Source organism: Amycolatopsis benzoatilytica AK 16/65 (assembly GCF_000383915.1).
GTDB classification, from domain to species: Bacteria; Actinomycetota; Actinomycetes; order Mycobacteriales; family Pseudonocardiaceae; genus Amycolatopsis; species Amycolatopsis benzoatilytica.
Genome location: NZ_KB912942.1, coordinates 8,078,024 through 8,094,626, shown reverse-complemented (window position 1 = coordinate 8,094,626; position 16,603 = coordinate 8,078,024). Strand labels below are relative to the sequence as shown.

Genomic DNA, 16,603 nt, shown 5'->3' with positions numbered 1-16,603 from the left:
CACCATGCGCTTCATCGCGATGGAAGAAGCATTCGCCATTCCCGAACTGCAGGCCAGGTTCCCCGTTCCCAAGACGGACACCGCCGCCCGCTGGGCCGGGGAGTGGGGAAAGCGGCTGGCCGACTACACGACCTACCGGCTGCCCGAAATGGACGAGCACGGCATCGACATCCAGGTGCTTTCGCTGACCGCTCCTGGCATCCAGGGCTTGACCGACGCGCGGCAGGCGGTCCTGGACGCCCAACTGGCCAACGACCACCTGGCCGAAGCGATCGCCGCTCACCCGGACCGGTTCCTCGGCCTGGCCGCGCTGCCGCTTCAGGACCCCGAGGCGGCGGTGACGGAACTCCACCGCGCCGTCGGCACACTCGGGCTCAGCGGGGCGCTCGTCAACGACCACACCGATGGCGTCTACCTCGACGATCCGCGCTACGAACCGGTGTGGGCCGCACTCGAAGACCTCGGCGTGCCGCTGTACCTCCACCCCGGCGCACCTCCGACGGAGCCGTGGCGAGTTCTCGAAGGGCGTCCCGAACTGCGGGGTCCTTTGTGGAGCTGGGGGGCCGAGACGGGCGGGCACGCCCTCCGGCTGATTTTCGGCGGGGTTTTCGACCGGCATCCCCGCGCGACGGTCATTCTCGGCCACCTGGGCGAGTTCCTGCCGTTCCAGCTCGCCCGGCTCGACTCCCGCTATGCGCGGCAGGAACACCGGACGCTCGCGCGGAAACCGTCAGCTTACGTCGGCGACAACATCCTGATCACCACCAGCGGTGTCTGCTCGCCTGCCGCTCTCGCCGGCGCGGTCCTGGCCATCGGCGCCGACGCCATCATGTTCGCCGTCGACTACCCCTTCGAAGACACCGCCGAGGCCGTCCGGTTCCTCGAACAGGCGCCGATCAGCGACCGCGACCGGGCGAAGATCAGCCACCGCAATGCCGAACGGGTGCTGCGCCTGCCGACGCGTGACCAACCCGCCGGGTCCACCGTGGACGAAGGAAGCCGTCGGTGAGCACGCTACAACCCAGCGCGTCAGAGCGGTCGATGCCGTGGCCGACCATCGCGATCGGGCTGGCCGTGATGACGCTGGAAGGCTACGACCTCGTCGCCTTCGGAGCGACGACGCCGCTGTTGCTCCGCTTCCAGCCGTGGCATCTTTCCATTGCCACGCTGGGCATGCTGGGCAGTCTCACCCCGATCGGAATGCTGTTCGGCGCTTTGCTGGTCGGGCAGCTCACCGACCGCTACGGGCGGCGGCGCACGACCTTGTTCAGCCTCGCCGTGGTCTCGCTGGGAATGTTCGCATGCGTATTCGCTCCCGGCCCGGAACTGTTCGGCGCCAGCCGATTCGTCGTCGGGCTGGGAGTCGGCGCGGTCTACCCCGCCATGGGACCGCTGATCTTCGAGCTCGCGCCGGCGAAGCGGAAGAACGTGAGCTCGGCGATCGTCCAGTGCGGCGTCACGACAGGCGGATCACTGGCCGCGCTGGTGGCCAACCTGTTCCTGTCCGGACAGAATTTCCGGCTGGAGTACCTCGTCGGCGGCGGCCTCGGGCTGATGCTGCTGCCGATGGCCTTTCGCTGGCTGCCCGAATCACCGGTGTACCGGCGGAAACAGCCGGGAGCACCGGACGGCGGCCTGCGTCTGGTCACCCGGCCGCCTTACGCGGGAACGACCGCGCTGTTCTGTCTCATGGTGATCTGTTCGTTCCTGCTCATCTTCGGGATCAACACCTGGTTGCCACAGTTGATGCAGGCCGCGCACTACCCGGCGGGTTCCTCGCTGACCTTCCTCACGCTGCTCAATATCGGCGCGACCGTCGGAGGACTCGCTATCGCGGTACTCGCCGACCGAGCCGGGTCGAAGGGACCCATCATCGCGTGTTTCGCGGTCGCCGCGGGCGCCCTGATCGCCTTGAGCATCAAGTCGTCGACGGCGGTTCTCTCCGCGATCGTGCTGATCGGCGGCGCCGGCGCGTTCGGTGTTCAGGGCCTGATCAACGTCTACCTCGCGCGCAGCTACCCGGCGCGGGCCCGCGCCAGCGCGATCGGGGTCGCGCTGGGGATCGGCCGGCTCGGTGCGATCGCGGGCCCGGCGCTGGGCGGCTGGATCCTCGCCGCGAATTTCGCCCCACGGTGGAACTTCGTCCTTTTCGCGATCCCGGCGCTCCTCGGCGCGGTTCTCGCCCTTGCCATCGGATCGAGAAGGCTCCCCCAGTCCCCGGAAGAGACCCCCGCTGTGCGACTGGCTGAAGAACCGGCCGAACCGACGCAATGAGAGAGGTAGTCATGGACACTCAGAGGAAATCCGGCCAATGATGGCTCACCGACGCTGGCGTCCTCAACAACGCAGGGCTGACAGCGCGCGAGATCGCCGACTACCTCAGCCATGAGGGCATCAGCACGGCCCAAGAGGACCGCGTGGAGCGCGGCGTCGACGATGAAGTCTGCCCGGCCCTGGCCGAGCCGCCCGGACATCGAACCGCCCAAAACCGACGGTCAAGCATGGGCCGGTGAGGTACGAAACCCCCGACCACTCCCGTGACCAGGGGTTTTGTGCCCCCGGCAGGATTCGAACCTGCGACACCCGCTTTAGGAGAGCGGTGCTCTATCCCCTGAGCTACGAGGGCTGACCAGCTGAAACAGTCTGAGGACGCCGTTCGGGGTGACCATTTCGGGGTGTCCTCGGGGTGAGGCTACCTGATCCGGCACGCTTGGCATCCCGCGAGCCCGCGCTCAACAGCGCGAGTAGGCGGTGACGAGCTGGCCCTCGCCGTACTGCCGGGTGAGGGGCAAGCGGGCCGCAATGTCGCGCAGACAGGCATCCTCGGTGAGGGCGCCGGCCGGGTTGGGTGGCTTGGGCGGTAGCCACAGGCGGTTGACGTAGCCGCTGCGGCCGGTGACTCGGGGCGGTGAGTGCGCGGATGGCGCCGGGGCCTCCTGCGCCGCCGTGGGATGTCGACCAGCAGCAGTTGCCAGTCTACGACCAGCAAGACCGCGGCCAGCGTTGTAGTCCAGCCCGATCCGGGTGACACCCCGAGCATTTCCGCAGCAGGTGAGTCACATGATGCTGACAACGAGCCGCCACACACTGGTTGACGGGTTACACTCATGCGCGAGTTGCCCCTCGGGACATCGTTCTTTTGCTCGCGCAACCGCATCATCGATGCCCGCAGCATATTTCTCGAACTTGAGCTCTTTCTTATTGTAATCCTTTACATGTTTTTTGAGTTTATTCTCAACCTGCTTGTAGTTGGCCATCGGGGTCTTGCAGTCATCGAAGTGCAGCAACAGCCAGTATTCGAAGCATGGATTCGAGACGGCTAAATTGACCCCAAGCTTCCTTGCCAGCGTCACGGCGGCATCTAATTGGAATTCGTCGACGTCAACGACGCACCAAACCTCGTCATAGTCGTCCTCGCTCCGAATCTTCGCAGCGTGCCGAACAAGCGCGAGAGGATCACCTATTTTATCTTTGATGACTACCTTGACTGCCGGATTGCGAACCTTCCTCCTTAGGCCATTAAAGTAGTCAGGTTCGGTATTCTCTCCGCCCGAAACAAGGAGGATGAGTGATCGCGGCTGACGATAGGCGACTCTTCTTTTGCGAGCATTGACTTTTGTCATCTGTTCCGTACCGCATTCTCGAAGTCGTCAGAATCGAGAACGGGAACGGCGCCATAGCTGCCACCAAGGTAACGTCGCTCAGTGTTGTGACCTTCGCGCGGCTTGAAGTCCGTGAGAGGAAAGAGTGAACTGGCCCCATCAGGGCCCTTTTCTACAAACCAGACCGATTCTCGGGGAAGTATCTCTTCTCCCGTTGTTCTGCCGAGGAGGCTTGAGTCGTGAGAAGTGAAAATCAGTTGTGCATTATTTTGGTTGGTCTCGGAGTTTCGGAAAAGTTTAACTAGCTCAGCAGTAAGCAAGGGATGCAGGCTAGTATCGATTTCATCGACTGCTACTACGTAGCCCGCTTGCAGCGCTTCGAGCACCATGGGTAGCAATGCTAGCCATGATCGGGTGCCATCAGATTCTTCGTCGAGCCCGAACTCCTCGCCGGAGCCGTGTGTAAATTTCAACTCCTGGCGCATTTCGGCGACACGTCGGCGCGTTAGTTCTCGCACCTCGTGCGCGCGATCAATTGACCTAATCAATCGGTCGCTCTCTTCGGGAGTCGTAGCTCTGGCGAGTCTCTCATGCAGGTTGGCGATATCCTGTTCAATTCGACCAAGTGACTCAAGTTGTAATGGATCCTGCGACTCCGAAATGCCGAAACCTGTGATCCCTACGTCGGCCGCAACCAGCAAATCGAGCATCTGATTAAGCATCTCTGGGTTGCGAGCGTACATTCGGGCAACCTGATCGACGATTCGACGAGTATTGTAGAATGCCGTGGAAGACCGCATTCGAAGCTGCGATCGGAACCAGCGGTAAACTGGCATCCATTCGGTTATGCGAACTTGCGCGCAAGCACTCAAAAATAACGAGTTTGGTCGCGTCATCTCCTCAAGGATTTCCAGCTTGGACTTAAGGTCACGAGATACAGTGGTGCCGAAGCGAATATCGTCGCCGCGGCGTTCAAATAGGATTCGTTTCCGCTTTTCGGGATAGTAATATAGCCATTCTTCAAGAACCTCGTCGTCGTTCAGTGAGAAGCCGTAAACGTACGGGACCTGATCAATCACCAGCTCGACTCGAAAGACGGTTGGTTCAGACGCTGCATCCTTTCGGAGACGGAAGGGCCTCCTTGGGATCCCACCCTCGGCATCCCAAGTGGTGAATGACTGAACAACCGCCCGTTGCATGAACCTCAGTCCGTCTAGCAGGCTGGACTTCCCTGACGCGTTCGCGCCGTAGATCGCGGTCACTGGCACTACCGGGCGCCTGTCAGCATGCCCAGCAGGCATCAGCAGGAGTTCCTGCGCTCCGTCGAAGGAGCGGTGATTGGCCAGGCCGAAGCTGCGTAGCACCGCTAGCCTCCTGGTGGGGGTAGTTTGGCGGTCATACGTGCCATTAAAGCGCACAGGAGGCGCCGAAGCACCTGCTGAGCTGCAAGTACGGACCAACTATGATCTTGCACGCAGTGTATCCACCTCCTCTGTCGTGCTTGACAGTCGCTGTAGCTAGTCATGAGACAGCGAGCCGTCAGGATGGGCGGTGAGCTTCGACGATGCGAGTTACGATCGAACGCGTGAGCGAACGACCGAGCTGGCTGGGGGCTACGCCGGACACGACCGAGCGGGACGACCTGCCGGTCCGCTCGATGCGCGACTACGTCTGGTGCTTCGACCGCAAGCACCGACGTGAACTGGCCGGCCGCAACACCGGCTACCACTACGGCCTGCAGCTGTCGACGGACTCGTGCAACCGGTGCTGGGCACGCCAGGCCCCGCGCTCCAAGTGGCTCGTGGTCGAGCACCGCAGGCCGATGCCGGTGGAGCAGGCCGAGCAACCCGACGATCGCCGCGCGAAGATCCTGATAGTCGCCCGCCGGCCACCTGTCCGGGCCGGGGTCGGGCAGCTGGAGGTCCGGCTGCGCGGCGCGCCAGCTCAAGCAGCGAGAGGTCGGTGAAGGGCGATTCGTGCCGTGCCCACCGGAGTTGACCGCCATCCTGCTCGGCCACGTCGACGAGTTCGGTGTGGCCGAGGACGGGCGCTTCTTTCGAGGCGTGCGCGGCGGACCGGTGCCGCTCATCACCTGGCAGCGTGTCTGGACAGTCGCGCGCGCCAGGACATTCACCGGTCCGGCGGCAAGGTCGCCGCTTGCAGGCCGCCCGTACGACCTCCGTCACGCCTGCGTGTCGACCTGGCTCGCCTCCGGCGTCGACCCCAACCAGGTTGCGGAGTGGGCCGGGCACTCGGTCGACGTGCTGCTGCGCATCTACTCGACCGTTGTGGACGGCCGCCGCCAGGACGCCCTCCAGAAGATCGAGGAGGCGCTGGGACACAACCGAAAACGGCCGAACAAGGCCGACTGATTTCGGGGCGTCCTCGGGGCGAATGGCCGCATCCGGGTGCATCCGGCCGCATATGGCCGCACAGTGCAAGATCGCCCATCGCCAGTGTTTCCGCTGGTAGATGGGCGATCTGCGCTGGTCATGACGGGTGCCCCCGGCAGGATTCGAACCTGCGACACCCGCTTTAGGAGAGCGGTGCTCTATCCCCTGAGCTACGAGGGCAGTTACCTGCCGCAGCCTACATCCTAGCGGCAGCCCCGACCGGTCCGGCACCCGCCGAAGTCAGGTACGCCAGCGCCATTTCCGCGGACTCCGCCGCCCACTCCGGCCAGGATCGGCCGTCCGGCCAGAACCGGCAGGTCGCGGCTCGGTGCACGCATGCCCCGATGATCGTCCGCGCTGTTGCGGCGACCGCCTGGGCCGCGTCCGGGCGGCGGACTTCTGTCAACGCCGGCTGGGCGGCTTCGGTCAACGTGTCCTGGACCGCGGCCAGCGCCGCGAGGCCACGGTCACGACCGGAGGAGCGCTGGGCATCCAGCAGCTCCGGGAAGACTCGGTCGTGGCTGCCGAAGGTGTCCGCCAGCGCGGACACGAAGGCACCGACGATCTGCCCCAGCCCTGGACCAGCCGACTCCAGCGATGCCCGTACACCCTCTTCCAACTGGCCGAGCAGCTGGTCTTTCACCGCGCCCAGCAGCTGCTCTTTCCCGTCGAACCGCCGGTAGATCGCCCCGACGGACAGGCCCGCCCGGGCGGCGACCGCGCCGATCGTGAATCCGGGCAGGCCGTCTTCGGCCAGCACCTGTTCGGCGGCCGTCAGCACCCTTTCCAGAGACTCCCGGCTGCGTGCTTGCTGCGGAGGGCGGAACCCCTCGCTCGTCTGGCTCACCGGGCGCACGTTACCGGGCCACCAGCTCGCACCCAAGATGAGAATGATAATTTCTATTCGCATCTACCGAGGGGGCAGCCATGGTGCACATCGACGTCCGGCACGCCTACGTCGACTTCCCGATCTTCGACGCCAAGACCCGTTCGCTGAAGAAGCGCGTGCTCGGCAAGGTCGGCGGCGTGATCGGCACCGACTCGAGAACGCCGGTCATCGAGGCCCTGCGGGACATCTCGCTCAGCCTCCGCGAGGGCGACCGGGTCGGGCTGGTCGGACACAACGGGGCGGGCAAGTCGACTCTGTTGCGGCTGCTGTCCGGCATCTACGAGCCGACCCGGGGCAGCAGCCGGGTGGCGGGGCGGGTCGCGCCGGTGTTCGATCTCGGCGTCGGGCTCGACCCGGAGGTGTCCGGGATCGAGAACATCCTGATCCGCGGGCTTTTCCTCGGCATGAGCCGCCGGGACATGCGGAAACGGGTGGACGACATCGCCGAGTTCACCGAGCTCGGCGACTACCTCAGCCTGCCGCTGCGCACCTACTCGGCCGGGATGCGCGTGCGGCTCGCACTCGGGGTGGTGACCACGATCGATCCCGAGATCCTCCTGCTCGACGAAGGGCTCGGCGCGGTCGACGCGGCGTTCCTCGCCAAGGCGCGCGACCGGCTCAAGGACCTGGTGCGCCGCTCGGGAATCCTGGTTTTCGCCAATCATTCCGACGAGCTGCTCGCCGAACTGTGCGACACCGCGGTCTGGATGGACGAGGGCCGAGTCCGCCACTACGGCCCGCCCCGCGACGTTCTCGCGACCTACCATCCACGTGTCGACGCGAACCCGAATCCGCAGATAACCGCGGCGATGACGAAGGGGACCGGCGACGGCTGAGCCAGGGTCACGCTGGCGACCGCGGCGGCGACGGTGGCACCGATCTGCCGGGTGGCGTTGAGCAGGCCGCCGACGGCACCGGTCGCTTCCGGCGGCGCGTGGCTGACGGCGAATCCCACCAGAGCGGGCAGGGTCCAGGAGACGCCCAAACCGCAGAGCAGCAGGCCGATCCCCCGCAGCAGCGCGTGCGCGGCGAAAGCGGTGAGGCACAGGCCGACCGGGAAGGCGGCGAAGCCGAGGCGGATAGGCAGCAACGGTCCGCGGGCTGCGACGAGACGGCCGGTGACCAGCGGGTTGAGCGCGACCAGAAGGGTCAACGGCAGCAGCGCCGCCCCGGCTTCGAGCGCTGAAACGTGCAGCAGGAGCGGGATTGCGAAGAGGACCGTCGTCAGTGCGTAGTTGACCGCCGCGCCCCATCCGAACGCGGTCCAGGCAGCCGCGTTGCGGCGCAACGGCTCAGGAATCAGCGGGACGACTGCCCGGCGGTCGGCCGACATCGCGAACCTGCCGATGAGCACAGTGGACAGTCCGAAAAGGAGGGCCAGCGGCCAGCGCCGCTGACCGGCTTCGGTGATGGCGAGAGTCAGCACCGCGAGCGTCGCGGCGAGGGCCAGGTGGGGCAGCCAGGAGATCGAGTCAGCGCGACGCGGAGCCGGGATCGGCTTGCGGCACAGCAGAAGGACCACGATGGCCAGCGGCGCGTTGAGCACGAAGACGGCCCGCCAGCCGGACAGTTCGATGAGCCAGCCGCCCAGCACCGGACCGGCGGCCATGGCCGCGCCGCTGATCGCCGCCCAAGCGCTGATCGCCCGGCCGCGCGGTCCGGGCTCCGGGTACAGGATGGCGATCAGACCAAGCGAACTCGGGATGATCGCGGCCGCGAACAGGCCCAGCAAGACCCGCCCGGCCAGCAGAACGGCGAGTCCAGGTGCGAAGGCGCAGGCCAATGAGACAGCACCGAAGCCGGCGACGCCAGCGACGAAGACCCGGTGCGCGCCGAGGCGGTCGGCGAGGCTGCCGCCCAGCACCAGCGCGGCCGCCAGCGCCATCGTGTAACTCGTGATCGCCCATCCCACGCCGATGACGTCGGTGCGCAGCGAGGCGATGAGGTCCGGTTCGGCGACTGCCAGGACGGTCGTGTCGAGCAGGACCATGAAGTAGGCCAGGGCGATCCCGATGAGCTTGGTGTGCACGGATCTCACCCTCGGCCGCGGCGGCGGCCGGTTCGACCGGCTGCGCCGTATCCGGTATTCGGCAATGCCGAATACACTGGCCGGGTGGACCTCGCGCAACTCCGCACCGCGATCGCGTTGCTGCACCACCGCACCGTCAACCGGACCGCCGCCGCGGAAGGTCTTGCCCCGTCGTCAGTGTCGGACCGGGTCCGCCGGCTCGAAGACGAACTGGGCGCGGCACTGTTCACGCGCGATCGGGCCGGCATGCATCCGACCGCGGCAGGCCGGGCGTATCTAGCCAGCGCAGCATCCGCGCTCGCCGCTCTCGATCAGGCGGCCGAGCGGCTGCACGACGCGCCCGGCTTGGTCGTGGGCGCGCAGGCGGCGATCTCGGACGGGGTGCTCCCCGCGGTGCTTGCCGAACATCCGGCGCTGAACGTGCACCTGCGCCCTGATTCCGACCGGGCCCGGCTACTCGCCTCGCTCGACCGGGACGAAATCGACGCGGCGGTATTGCTGGACACCGGAAATCGCATCGGCGGGCTCGGGTTCGCCGGTCCGGGCTCCGCGCTGAGCCACCTCGACGTGCGTGAAATCCGGATGGTTACCGTTGCCGCGCCGGGAAGTCCGCTGCTCGGCCGCGCGGTGACCCGGGACGAGGTGCGCCGGACCGGCGGGCTGGTCGGCCAGGAAGCGCGGTGCTCGTTCTGGATGGCGACCGAACGCTGGCTGGGCCCGGACGTGGCACTGACCGCGGTCGGCGGGCTGGCCCAGGTACGCGAATGGGTTGCGGCCGGCCGAGGTATCGCCGTGCTGCCGGAGTTCGCGGCGCGGGGCGACCTCGCGACCGGACGGCTTCGCGAAGTGGACACCGCGACGCCGCCGCTGCAGCTTCGATTGATCTGGCGGCCGGAGCGCGAACCCGCGTTGCGGCCGTTGTTGTACGCGTTGTCGAACGCCTGACGGCTATTCGAACAGTCCCCGGTGCGCGGCGGCGAACTCGCGGAAACTCCGCGGTCGCCGGCCGGTGACCTCCTCGACCGTCGGGGTCACCTTTTCCGCGCCGCCGTCCCGATAGACATTGCACACTTCGACCAGCGCCTCAGCGTGAAATGCCGGCATCCCCGCCCCGGTCAGCGCGGAAAGCGCTTCCCCATTGGACAATCCCCGGTAAGCGATCGATCGGCCGAGCAGTTCCGACAACACCGCGGCGGCCTCGTCGTAGCTCACCGCCGCCGGCCCGGTGAGCGCATACGCTTTGCCCGCGTGCCCGTCTTCGGTCAGCGCGCGAAACGCGACCCGGGCGATGTCCTCGGCGTCCACGAAAGCGATCGGACCGCGGATCAGCGGGCTGGCGAAGAAATTCCCGGACCGGATGGTTCCGGCCCAGTTCGTCGAAAACGCCTGCAGGTAGAAGTTCGCGCGGAGAAAGGTCCAGGACATCGGCGACGTTTCCAGCAGCCGTTCCACCGGACGGTGCAGGCGGGCGATCGGCGTCAATTCCTCGTCCGCCCGCCATAACGACTGCTTCACCACGTGTTCGACCCCAGTCGACACCGCGGCTTCGACCACGTTGGTCTCGTTGGCGGTCTGCGCCGGGCTCATCGCGCCGAGCAGGAACACCTTCGACACCCCGCACAGCGCTGCCCGCACATTGTCCGAATCGGACATTTCGAGGGTGACCGCGTCGATTCCGTCGGAGGCGGCGCGCTGCGCCTTGACAGGCGAATGATAGGCCGCCCGGAACCGGACGTCCGCCGCTCGCAATTGCGCGACCAGCGCCGATCCGACATTGCCGCTCGCCCCCGTCACCAGAATCATGCGCCCCGCCTTCGCACCTTGTGGGTAGGCGGTTCAGTGTAGACGTCAGACGGACTTTTCGGACGCCGCCTCAGCTCGGCGGCGCATCAATTCCTCCACCGCGGACGGCAAAGTCGTCTCGAAGTCGATGAGTTTCGCCCAGGTCGGAGTGACGACGACGCGCACCATGCCGTCGTAGAGCGAACGGACCTCGGCTTCCCACTCGACGCGCTGCTCCGCGGTCATTTCGTAGGAGCCGTTCATTTCGAGGTACTCCTGCGGGATGCCGTCGACGTAGTCGAGTTCCGCACGGCCGCGGACCAGCAGGATCTTCGGCGGGTGCACCTCGGTGTCGACGGTCAGCGCGACCATCGGATTCGCCCGCAGCGACGCGAGCTTCGGCGCGTTCGTGGCCGTGCACATCACGATCTCCGTGCCGTTCCAGCTGAACGCGATCGGGATCGCCCTCGGCGTCCCGTCCTTGGCGACGTACGCCAGCCGGGCCACGTCGCGGTGAAGCAGTTCGCGGCTGGCCGGACGGTTCAGAATCTCGGTGATCTCGTGCTGCTCCATGGTCGGCCTCCTGGTCGGTGGGCGGGTCGCACCGGGGACGGAGCCGGAGCCGGGTTCTCGACATCCGACTCATGGTGACTCGTGTCACGCCAATTGCTATAACACTTGTACAATTGCTTGACAGTCCTCCGCTGGATAGCGTTCACTGGCTCAGCGCCGCGCGAAGCACGCTGCGCGGAAAAGGCGCCACGACGCCACGGACCTGGGGAGGTGAGGGCAATGAGCGGAAGTAGTCCAGGGCGAAGTACACCCCCGAAACCCGGATTGTCCGCACCTTCCGGCATCCCCGGCTGAACCCGGTTCTCCCGCCGCCTGTCCGATCGACCTCGGACAGGTCGTCTTCGTGCGCGGAAAATCCGGCCGGACGCGATGCCCCGATCGGCCCCGACCGGGCCGAAGGGAGTCCTTGCCATGACCACCACCGACCCGATCGTCCGGATCGACGACCGCACCGCCGCGGTGCTCGACGACCAGCACGTCGGCGACATCCGCGGCGCGCTCGGCACCATCAAAGCCGGTGACACCGCGGCCCGCACCGGGCTGTCCGCCAAGCTCAAGACCCTGCTCGCGATCGTCGGCCCGGGGCTGATCGTGCTGGTCGGCGACAACGACGCCGGCGCGTTCGCGACCTACGGCGAAGCCGGCCAGAACTACGGCCCGAAACTGCTGTGGACCCTGCTGCTGCTGGTTCCGGTGCTGTACGTGAACCAGGAAATGGTGCTGCGCCTCGGCGCCGTCACCGGCGTCGGGCACGCCCGGCTGATCCTGGAGCGCTTCGGCAAGTTCTGGGGCGCGTTCTCGGTGATCGACCTGTTCCTGCTCAACGCGCTGACCCTGGTCACCGAGTTCATCGGCATCACGATGGCGACCCGCTACCTCGGCCTGCCGACCGTGCCCTCGGTGGCGCTCGCCGCGCTGGTCATCATCGGGGCCGCGTTCACCGGCAGTTTCCGCCGGTTCGAGCGAATCGCGATCTTCTTCTGCCTCGGTTCGCTGACGCTGATCCCGGTGTACGTCTTCGCGCACCCGGCACCGTCGGAAATGCTCGGCGGCCTGGTGCCCAGCATGCCTGCCGGCCCTGGCGGAATGGCCCAGCTGATGCTGCTGATCATCGCGATCGTCGGCACCACCGTCGCGCCGTGGCAGCTGTTCTTCCAGCAGTCCTACGTGATCGACAAGCGCATCACCCCGCGGTTCATGCGCTACGAGAAGGCCGACCTGTGGATCGGCTTGGTCGTGGTGATGATCGGTGCGGCCGCGATCATGGGCATCGTGTCGGCGGCCTTCGCGGGTACGCACGGCTTCGGCAACTTCACCGACGCTGCGGGAGTCACGAACGGCATCGAGGCGTACGCCGGTCGTACAGCGGGCGCGCTGTTCGCGGTCGCACTGTTGGACGCATCGATCGTCGGAGCGTTCGCAGTGTCGCTTTCGAGCGCGTATGCGATCGGTGACGTCCTTGGCATGAAGCACTCGCTGCACCGTGGCGCGAAGCACGCGAAGGGCTTCTACGCGGTGTACGCCGGTCTCGTCGCACTGTCGGCCACGATCGTGCTCATCCCGGGCTCGCCGCTCGGCCTGCTGACCACCGGCGTGCAGACGCTCGCCGGAGTGCTGCTGCCGTCGGCCACCGTGTTCCTGCTCCTGCTTTGCAACGACAAAGAGGTGCTCGGGCCGTGGGTCAACGGCCGGTTCACCAACATGTTCACCTCGGTGGTGGTCGGGATTCTGGTGGTGCTGTCGGTGATCCTCACCGCGGCGGTGCTGTTCCCGGACATCAGTGCGGGGCAGATTTTCCTGATCATGGAGGTCAGCGCCGGGATCGGCGTACTGACCGCGGGATACGCGCTGCTGCGTCGCAAGCGCGCCGCGACCGGGCCGATCGACCGCACCGGACGCGCCGAGTGGCGGATGCCGCCGCTGCAGTACTTGCCGCCGCCGGTGATGTCGACCGGACGCAAGATCGGCCTCACCGCGCTGCGCAGCTACCTGTTCCTGGCGATGGCACTGGTCATCGTGAAGCTCGTCCAGCTGGCGCTGGGCTGACCGCCGGGCAAGGCAGAAAGGAGGTGATGGCCGTGAGTCCGCATCACAGTCCCCGTTCGACCGTGCACTCCATACCGAGAGAGGACAGCCGTCATGACCATCACCGACTTCGACCTCCGGCACCCAGCCGCCCCGTCCCCGCGTCGCCCGATCGAACAGCCACGCCGGCTGCGGATGACCTGGGAACCGCTCATCGACGAAAACGGCGTCCGGCGGCTGCGCGTCTGCTGGCGCCGCGAAAGGTGAGGGCTTCTCAGCCTTCGCACAGCGGCCGTGGAGAACTGTGGAAAGCCACTACCCCTCAGCACAGGACGGCCCGATGACCGACCGGAACGACCCGCGTGCCGCCGCACCCCGAGATGCGGTGGCACGCCGGGGCTCGGCAGCCCGCGGGGTCGCGGTCCGGGCCGCGGCCAGACGACGACGGCTGGCGGGCAGGATCGCGCTCGCCCTGGCAGCCGCGCTGGTGCTCGGCCTGACCGGCTACGCCTGGGCCAGCTACCGCGGCCTGGTCGACGGACTGCAGGTTTCCGACGTGCTCAACGGGCAAACGACGTCCAGCGGCGGGGATACCAACATCCTCATCATGGGCCTCGACTCGCGGCTCGACGAAAACGGCAATCCGCTGCCGAAGAACATCTACGACGCACTGCACGCCGGCGATCAGCAGAACGGCGGCTACAACGCCAACGTGCTGATGCTGCTGCACGTCCCCGGCAACGGCGCCAAGGCGACGTCGATCTCGATTCCGCGTGACGACTACGTCTCGCTTTCCGGCTGTCCGGACAATATCTGCAAAGGCAAAATCAAACAGGCATACGGGCTGGCCTTCGACGAAAAGGCCAAACAGCTCACCGCGCAGCACGTCACCGACAAGATCCAGCGGGAACAGCAGGCCCGGGACGCGGGGCGCCGGGCGGAAATCGACACCGTGCGCCAGTTCCTCGGCGGAGTGCCGATCGACCATTTCGCCGAAGTCACCCTGGTCGCGTTCTTCGAGATCGCCCAGGTCGTCCAGCCGGTCACGGTGTGCGTCAACGAGAACACTCAGGACAGCTACTCCGGCGCGAACTTCCACGCCGGACAGCAGCAGATCGACGCCGAGCAGGCGGTCGCGTTCGTCCGCCAGCGCCGCGACTACGCGCACCCGTCGCTCAATTTCACCGACCTGGACCGGGAACGCAGGCAACAGGCGTTCATCGCTTCCCTGGCATACCAGCTCAAACAGGGCGGGGCGTTCACGAATCCGACAAAACTCCAAGGGATTCTGGACGTCGCGAAGCAGAACACCGCGGTGGACAGCACACTCGACCTGCTGTCCTTCGCCAAGCAGGCGTCCAGCCTGACCGGCGGCGACGTCAGCTTCGTGACGCTGCCGGTCGACCACTTCGGCAAGGACCCGGCGGGCGAGGACGTCAACTTCGTCAACCAGGCGCAGATCCAGGCCACGGTCGCACAGCTGCTCGGTTCTGGCGGCGGCGGCGAACCGCAGGCCGCGCCTGCTGCGTACAACAGTTCGGCAGCGGTGGTCGACGTCGTCAACAGCACCGCGCGCGGCGGGCTCGCCGCGCAGGTCGAGCAGCAATTGCGCAGCAAGGGATACGCCCACGGCACTACCACCACGAGCACGCACCGGCAGAGCCGTTCGACGGTTTACTACCCCAGCGGCGAGTCGTCGGCGGCGAACGCGGTGGCCGGGGATCTCGGCGGGCTCGCCACCGAGGCCGACGCGAATGTCCCGCCCGGCCACGTCCGCGTCGTGCTCGGCGCCGACTACCCGGCGAGTTCGCCGAGCTCGGCCGCGCCGGCCCCACCCGCGTCCGGCCAGTCCGCCGACCTGCCCGCCTTGAGCGGCGGCGGAATCCCGTGCGTGAAATGACCCGGGAAGGCGAATGAGACTGCCGACACCGCCGGTCCCCCGCGCGCCTCTGAGTCCTATCCGGACCGCTGGGCCATACTCGGCTCGGCGCGATCGCATACCGCGCCCGGAAATCAGCGGACGGCGGTGCATCAGTGCGAACGACCCGGACCCGGCAGCCTCGGCTGCCCGTCGCGATCGTCGGCTGGCTTTCCCGTCCGCTGGCGTCCTTCCACCTGGTGCTCGCTCTGTGCGGCCTGCTGACGCTGATCGGCGTGATCATGGTGCTGTCGGCGTCCTCGGCACAGCCCGGCGGCGTGTACAGCACCTTCCAGAAGCACATCATCTTCGTCTTGATCGGCCTGGTCGCGCTGTGGGCCGGGCTCCGGATCCCGTTGCGGCGGATCAGATCGCTCTCGCCGATGCTGATGGTCGGCACGCTGGTGCTGCTCGTGCTGGTGCTCACTCCGCTGGGCGCGAAGGTGAACGGCGCGCAGCGGTGGTTCACGCTCGGGCCGCTGACCTTGCAGCCGGTCGAGCTCGCGAAAGTCGCGTTGACCTTGTGGGGCGCGCACATTCTGGTGGTGAAGGCGAAACTGCTGCACCACTGGCGGCATCTGCTGGTACCGCTGGTGCCGGTCGCGCTGCTGATGTTCGCGCTGGTGATGGCGCAGCCGAACCTGAGCGGGACGATCTCGCTGGGCATCGTGCTGCTGGCGCTGCTGTGGTTCGCCGGAGCGCCGGGACGGCTGTTCGGCGCGATGCTGGCCGGCGGCGTGGCCGGATTCGTGGTCCTCGCGCTGGTCGCGCAGTACCGGCTCGCGCGGGTGCTGTCGTTCCTCTCCCCGGACGCGGACACTTCGGGTGCCGGCTACCAGGCGGTGCAGGCGCAGTACGCGCTGGCCGAGGGCGGCCTGTTCGGGGTCGGGCTCGGACAGGGCGCGTCGAAGTGGAAGTACCTGCCGAATGTCCAGAACGACTTCATTTTCGCGCTGATCGGCGAGGAGCTCGGCTTCCTCGGCTGCGCGGTGGTGCTGCTGCTGTTCGCCGGGCTCGCGCTGGTCGGCCTGCGGATCGCGACGCGCAACCTCGACCCGTGGATCCGCATCGTCGCCGCGACGATCACCGTGCTGCTGGTCGCGCAGGCGGCGGTCAACATCGGATACGTGGTGAACGCGCTGCCGGTCACCGGCGTGACGCTGCCGCTGGTGTCCTACGGCGGCACCTCGCTGATCGTGACGATGTTCCTGTTCGGGGTGCTGGCCAGTTGCGCCCGGCACGAACCGGCCGCGGTGGCCGACCTCAACCACCTCGGCCCGGGCAAAATCGGCCGTGTCCTGCGGCTGCCGGTGCCCGAGCCGTACCGGCCGGTCCGCAGCCCCGGCAAAGCCACTCGCGCACGAAGGCCGGTCCGGCCTCGCTGACCGGCGG

At 66.8% G+C, this 16,603-nt stretch carries 16 protein-coding genes and 2 tRNA genes; 10 read left to right on the top strand and 8 right to left on the bottom strand.

Going from position 1 to position 16,603, the window contains the following annotated elements; translation table 11 throughout:
* The first annotated feature begins 4 nt into the window (after positions 1-4).
* Complete coding sequence (locus AMYBE_RS0137900) at positions 5-1,009, top strand: amidohydrolase family protein (protein ID WP_020664619.1); 1,005 nt, start codon at positions 5-7, stop codon at positions 1,007-1,009.
* The gene (locus AMYBE_RS0137895) at positions 1,006-2,274 is read left to right on the top strand and encodes an MFS transporter (protein WP_211226897.1); all 1,269 of its coding nucleotides are present in this window, start codon (positions 1,006-1,008) and stop codon (positions 2,272-2,274) included. Before AMYBE_RS0137900 ends, AMYBE_RS0137895 begins: the two co-directional genes overlap by 4 nt.
* A gap of 279 nt (positions 2,275-2,553) precedes the next feature.
* On the opposite strand, the gene AMYBE_RS0137890 is transcribed toward AMYBE_RS0137895, so the two are convergent.
* The 3 genes from AMYBE_RS0137890 to AMYBE_RS44485 all read right to left on the bottom strand — a co-directional run bounded on the left by AMYBE_RS0137890 (position 2,554) and on the right by AMYBE_RS44485 (position 4,966).
* Positions 2,554-2,626 (bottom strand) — tRNA-Arg (locus tag AMYBE_RS0137890).
* A 430-nt stretch (positions 2,627-3,056) separates the two neighbouring features.
* Positions 3,057-3,623, bottom strand: a complete 567-nt coding sequence (locus AMYBE_RS44490; RefSeq protein WP_084470292.1) for an RloB family protein — start codon at positions 3,621-3,623, stop codon at positions 3,057-3,059.
* Positions 3,620-4,966: an AAA family ATPase gene (locus AMYBE_RS44485; protein WP_084470290.1), complete on the bottom strand. Its 1,347-nt coding sequence runs from the start codon at positions 4,964-4,966 to the stop codon at positions 3,620-3,622. Before AMYBE_RS44485 ends, AMYBE_RS44490 begins: the two co-directional genes overlap by 4 nt.
* A gap of 221 nt (positions 4,967-5,187) precedes the next feature.
* Between AMYBE_RS44485 and AMYBE_RS45300 the strand changes: the two genes are divergently transcribed.
* Both AMYBE_RS45300 and AMYBE_RS0137875 read left to right on the top strand, forming a co-directional pair.
* Complete coding sequence (locus AMYBE_RS45300) at positions 5,188-5,568, top strand: hypothetical protein (RefSeq protein WP_154676413.1); 381 nt, start codon at positions 5,188-5,190, stop codon at positions 5,566-5,568.
* A gap of 28 nt (positions 5,569-5,596) precedes the next feature.
* Entirely contained in the window at positions 5,597-5,974 is a 378-nt protein-coding gene (locus tag AMYBE_RS0137875; RefSeq protein WP_020664615.1) for a site-specific integrase, read from the top strand.
* A 128-nt stretch (positions 5,975-6,102) separates the two neighbouring features.
* Here AMYBE_RS0137875 and AMYBE_RS0137870 read toward each other — a convergent pair.
* Positions 6,103-6,175: transfer RNA gene (locus AMYBE_RS0137870), tRNA-Arg, on the bottom strand.
* A gap of 16 nt (positions 6,176-6,191) precedes the next feature.
* Positions 6,192-6,842, bottom strand: a complete 651-nt coding sequence (locus AMYBE_RS43030) for a TetR/AcrR family transcriptional regulator (RefSeq protein ID WP_051124839.1) — start codon at positions 6,840-6,842, stop codon at positions 6,192-6,194.
* An 80-nt stretch (positions 6,843-6,922) separates the two neighbouring features.
* Here AMYBE_RS43030 and wzt point away from each other — a divergent pair, with 80 nt between their 5' ends.
* Complete coding sequence (gene wzt, locus AMYBE_RS0137860) at positions 6,923-7,720, top strand: galactan export ABC transporter ATP-binding subunit Wzt/RfbE (protein ID WP_020664613.1); 798 nt, start codon at positions 6,923-6,925, stop codon at positions 7,718-7,720.
* On the opposite strand, the gene AMYBE_RS0137855 is transcribed toward wzt, so the two are convergent.
* Positions 7,645-8,913, bottom strand: coding sequence for an MFS transporter (locus AMYBE_RS0137855; RefSeq protein ID WP_020664612.1), 1,269 nt, complete (start codon positions 8,911-8,913; stop codon positions 7,645-7,647). The genes wzt and AMYBE_RS0137855 overlap by 76 nt on opposite strands.
* 84 nt (positions 8,914-8,997) lie before the next feature.
* Here AMYBE_RS0137855 and AMYBE_RS0137850 point away from each other — a divergent pair, with 84 nt between their 5' ends.
* Entirely contained in the window at positions 8,998-9,858 is an 861-nt protein-coding gene (locus AMYBE_RS0137850) for a LysR family transcriptional regulator (RefSeq protein ID WP_020664611.1), read from the top strand.
* A gap of 3 nt (positions 9,859-9,861) precedes the next feature.
* Here AMYBE_RS0137850 and AMYBE_RS0137845 read toward each other — a convergent pair whose 3' ends face one another.
* Positions 9,862-10,716, bottom strand: a complete 855-nt coding sequence (locus tag AMYBE_RS0137845; protein WP_020664610.1) for an SDR family oxidoreductase — start codon at positions 10,714-10,716, stop codon at positions 9,862-9,864.
* 45 nt (positions 10,717-10,761) lie between these two features.
* Positions 10,762-11,268 carry a pyridoxamine 5'-phosphate oxidase family protein gene (locus tag AMYBE_RS0137840; RefSeq protein ID WP_020664609.1) on the bottom strand — a complete coding sequence of 169 codons (507 nt, stop codon included), beginning with the start codon at positions 11,266-11,268 and terminating at the stop codon, positions 10,762-10,764.
* Positions 11,269-11,679: 411 nt separating this feature from the next.
* On the opposite strand from AMYBE_RS0137840, the gene AMYBE_RS0137835 reads away from it, so the two are divergent.
* The 4 genes from AMYBE_RS0137835 (at position 11,680) to ftsW (ending at position 16,596) form a co-directional block, all read left to right on the top strand.
* Entirely contained in the window at positions 11,680-13,314 is a 1,635-nt protein-coding gene (locus tag AMYBE_RS0137835; RefSeq protein ID WP_020664608.1) for an NRAMP family divalent metal transporter, read from the top strand.
* A 93-nt stretch (positions 13,315-13,407) separates the two neighbouring features.
* Positions 13,408-13,560, top strand: coding sequence for a hypothetical protein (locus AMYBE_RS45295; RefSeq protein WP_020664607.1), 153 nt, complete (start codon positions 13,408-13,410; stop codon positions 13,558-13,560).
* Between the two features lie 73 nt (positions 13,561-13,633).
* Positions 13,634-15,193 carry an LCP family protein gene (locus tag AMYBE_RS0137825; protein WP_020664606.1) on the top strand — a complete coding sequence of 520 codons (1,560 nt, stop codon included), beginning with the start codon at positions 13,634-13,636 and terminating at the stop codon, positions 15,191-15,193.
* Positions 15,194-15,327: 134 nt separating this feature from the next.
* Positions 15,328-16,596, top strand: a complete 1,269-nt coding sequence (ftsW, locus tag AMYBE_RS0137820) for a putative lipid II flippase FtsW (RefSeq protein WP_020664605.1) — start codon at positions 15,328-15,330, stop codon at positions 16,594-16,596.
* Positions 16,597-16,603: the final 7 nt, after the last annotated feature.